This window comes from uncultured Tessaracoccus sp. (assembly GCF_947255005.1).
GTDB lineage: Bacteria > Actinomycetota > Actinomycetes > Propionibacteriales > Propionibacteriaceae > Arachnia.
Genome location: NZ_CAMYFI010000109.1, coordinates 1 through 4,065, shown reverse-complemented (window position 1 = coordinate 4,065; position 4,065 = coordinate 1). Strand labels below are relative to the sequence as shown.

Here is a 4,065-nt window from a genome sequence, read left to right as displayed (position 1 = left end):
CCATGCCCGCCAGCGTGCTTCCTTCGACGACGATCATGTCGGGCAGTCTATGCGCGAACGCTCTCGGGAGCGTAAGCCTGAAGTATTCCGAATGCTCGCTGGCTGAGTGAAATGCTGGGGTTGACGAATTGTCAGTGGGGGCGCCTATAGTTATGCATACCGGACAGGCGTTCGATTATCTTGGGGAAGCTCTAGTCGAGCGCTCACCGGTGTGGGCCGCCTCGGCCGGTTGCAGACTCGACCCCTGCAGCCGGCCGAGGTTCCCGGGTCGAGCAACACAACCGAACGTTCCCCGGAAGGCTGCCATGCGTATCTATCAAGAACCCGTCACCGTACAGTTTCGCGATGTTCCAACTCAGTTCGTCTGGCGCGGGCGTCTGCTGCGCGTGCTCACCGTGCAGACCCTCACGAGGGAGTCGTCTCCGTGGTGGCGGCACCCTGCGGCGTCAGGCGTCGAAGAGCGCGAGGTGTGGCGCGTCGAAGCCGAAAGCGGGCGCGCTTGGCGCGGTGTCTACGAGCTTGCCCGCACTGTCGGAAATGACGACTGGCAGCTGCAAGGCGTGGAGGATTAGCGTGTTCACCCATCTTGAAACCTGCTCCAGCTACTCGATGCAGTACGGTGCCTCGCACCCCGACGAGCTGGTTACGCGGGCTGCCGAGCTCGGCATGACGCGCATCGGGCTCACCGATCGCGATGGCCTCTACGGCGCTGTTCGCTTCGCGAATGCCTGCTCGCAAGTGGGTGTTTCGCCCATCGTTGGGGCAAGCCTCGCAGTGGTTCCTAACGGATGGGCCCCCGTGCGCCGCCCCGCTGCTGTGAAAGGGGGATCGATACGCGACCATCGGCTTCCTCGGGTCACATTGTGGGCTACCTCGCGGACTGGCTGGGGGCAACTTTGCGCGCTCATCAGTGCCGCGCACGCTGCGGGTCGCGGCACCCCACGGGTCACCCTAGAACGCATTGCCGAGCACGCAGCAGGCGGCGACGTGATCGTCGGGCTTGGCGCCGACTCCCCAGCCGGGAGGATGCTGCTCGACGCTCGGTTCGACGGCGCCGTCAACGAAATTCGGCGCTGGCGCGATGCATTGGCAGGCGGGCTCACCGTCGCGATGACGAACCATCACACACCTGGCCGAGGCATCGCGTCTGCACACCAGGCCGCGGGGCTTGTGCGCGCCGCAGAGCAGGCGGGGGCGCCCGTCGTGGCGACGAACATGGTGCGCATGGCACGTCCTGAGCAGGCAGCCACCTGCGACGTGCTTGACGCGGCCAGACGCCGAGTGCCGTTGCGGGCCGGCAACATCGACCGCGTCAACGCCGAGGGGCACTTGAAAGGCGAGCAAGAGATGCGCCGCGCCGTCGATGAGGCCGCTCGGCTCGCCGGGGCCAACACCGCCGCGCTGCTCGCTGCCACCGAGGCGCTCGCAGAGCGCTGCACTCTCAGCCCGCACCACGACGTCGGCCTCGGTGAAGTCCGCCTGCCCGAGCCCGAAACTCTCGGCATCACCCCCGACGACGCACCTCGCGCACTGCGCGCCCGCTGCGAGGCAGGCCTGGCCGCGCGGTACGGCGTCGTCACCCCCGACGCCGCGGCACGGCTCGACGACGAGCTGGCAACCATCGCGGGCCTTCGCTTCGATGCGTACTTCCTGACGGTCGCCGACGTGGTGCAGATGGTGAACGAGATGGGCATTCGCTGCGCCGCCCGAGGCTCTGGCGCGGGCTCGCTCGTCAACTACGCGCTCGGCATCTCCGGCGTCGACCCGATGCGGCACGGCCTGCTCATGGAGCGTTTCCTGTCACCACTGCGAAGGGTTTTGCCAGATATCGACCTCGATGTCGAATCCGCGCGCCGCACCGAGGTCTATGACGGCATATTCGAACGCTTCGGCAGTACCCGGGTGGCCTGCGTTGCGATGCTCGAGACCTACCGAGTGCGGCACGCCGTACGCGACGTTGGTGCCGCGCTCAGTCTTCCTCCGAGTGAGATCGATGCCATGGCGAAGGCCTTCCCACGCATCCGAGCTCGCGACGCCCGTACTGCTATCCGAGATCTTCCCGAACTCCGCAACACAGGTATGGGGGAGGTTCGCCTCGAGCGATTGTTCACCCTGGTGGAATCCCTCGACGGGCTGCCGCGCCACGTGGCACTTCACCCATGTGGCGTGGTGCTCTCCGACGCCGACCTCGCCACCCGTACCCCGCTCGAGCCCAGCGCTCAGGAGTATCCCATGAGCCAGTTCGACAAAGACGACGTCGAACGCTTGGGGCTCATGAAGCTCGACGTGTTGGGTGTGCGCATGCAGTCAGCGATGGCGCACGCGCTCGAAGAGCTCGAGCGCACCGCGGGCAGTGCCCCCGACATCGACGCGCTCGAGCCCTTCGACGACGAGGCTGTGTACCAGATGATCGCCGAGCGCCGCACGCTCGGCTGTTTCCAAATTGAATCTCCCGGGCAGCGAGAGCTCGTCGGCAAATTCGACATTCTAAGCTTCGACGACATCGCGATCGACATCTCTCTCTTCCGTCCCGGCCCGGTGAAGTCAGACATGATTACGCCCTTCGTCGATGCACGCCAGGGCCTGCGCATCCCCGAATTCCTCCACGCTGATTTCCAGCCATTCCTCGAAGAAACATGCGGAGTGGTGGTCTTTCACGAGCAGATCATTCGGCTCGTCGCTGCTGCCACGGGGTGCTCGTTTGCGAAGGGCGACGAGGTCCGTCGCGCACTTGCAGAAGAGCGTAACCAGCACGAGATAGAGCGCTGGGTTCGGCAATGTGCCAGTAAACGAGGGTACGCCAGCGAGGTGATCGAGCGCGTCTGGGAGATCTTGGTGTCGTTTGCTTCGTTCGGGTTCTGCAAGGCACACGCCGCCGCATTCGCGCTCCCTACCTATCAGTCGGCATGGCTGAAATGGCACTTCCCGGCGCACTTTCTCTCAGGCATCCTCACTCACGATCCGGGCATGTACCCGAAACGGCTGCTGCTCGAAGAGGCGCGGCAGATGGGGGTTGCGGTGCTGGGCCTCGACGTCAACGCATCCACCGGAAGCTATCGTGCCGAACAGGTCGACGGTGGTTGGGGCATCCGGCTGTCCTTGTCCGACGTGGCAGGCATCACCGACGATGAGGTGGTGCGCATCGTGAACGCCCAACCATTCACGTCGGTCACCGACTTTTGGCAACGCGCGCGCACCAGCCGCACCACGGCTGAGAATCTCACGCTGGCCGGCGGGTTCGACGCGCTCTACAGCATCGGGCACGCAGACGAATTACGTAGCCACACCCAGGTGACCCGTCGCGACATACTCCTCACCATCGCCGACCTCCACACCGGCACGGGCAAGCAACTGGAAGGTCAGGATGCCTTTGCGTTCACGGAAGCCGACTGCCTCGACGTCACGCCCACGGGCCTGCCTGAAATGGGGCCTGACGAGCGCATTCGAGCCGAGCTGGAGGTGCTCGGCCTGGACGCGAGCAGCCACGTGATCACGCGCTATCTGCCCTTGCTGCGCGCGCTCAGCGTCACTCCTGCGCGGCTCCTTGGCCGCCAGCGGCAGAGCGCCGAAGTGCTGGTGGCAGGGGTGAAAGTGGCCACGCAGACGCCCCCGGTTCGTTCGGGGCGCAGAGTGGTATTCCTCTCCCTCGACGACTCCACCGGCGTGAGCGACGCCACCTTCTTTGAAGACGTGCAGGGCCCGTATTCCACGACGGTGTTCAACTCCTGGCTGCTGCTGGTGCGCGGCACCGTCCGACGCACCGGGCGCAGCGGCGTCTCACTTCGCGCCACGGGAGCATGGAGCCTGGAGCACCTCTACACGCATTGGCGCGAGGCCCTCGAATGCGCACACCAGCCGGGCGAGGCCGTCGCCGCGGTGCACCGCATCATCGACGCCGGCCCCGCCAGCTACCACGTGCCGCCGCAGGGTGCAGCCCGCAGACTCTGGCACTCCAGCCCAGGAAGTATCGGCCGATGATCATCGCACACATCGACATGGATGCCTTCTACGCGTCGGTAGAGATCGCGCGCCGTCCAGAGCTGGCGGCGGTGCCGATGTTCGTCG

The 4,065-nt window shown here is 65.6% G+C and carries 2 protein-coding genes; both read left to right on the top strand.

Annotation, left to right across the window (positions count from 1 at the left end; translation table 11 throughout):
- Positions 1-305: 305 nt before the first annotated feature.
- On the top strand, positions 306-572 hold the full coding sequence (locus Q0X61_RS12760) for a DUF6504 family protein (protein ID WP_297743214.1): 267 nt from the start codon (positions 306-308) through the stop codon (positions 570-572).
- A gap of 1 nt (position 573) precedes the next feature.
- On the top strand, positions 574-3,978 hold the full coding sequence (locus tag Q0X61_RS12755) for a DNA polymerase III subunit alpha (RefSeq protein ID WP_297743213.1): 3,405 nt from the start codon (positions 574-576) through the stop codon (positions 3,976-3,978).
- Positions 3,979-4,065 lie beyond the last annotated feature (87 nt).

What these genes read in the sequence shown, in the direction of transcription:
- Q0X61_RS12760 (WP_297743214.1), top strand. Translation starts at nt 306, where the DNA reads ATGCGTATCTATCAAGAACCCGTCACCGTACAGTTTCGCGATGTTCCA.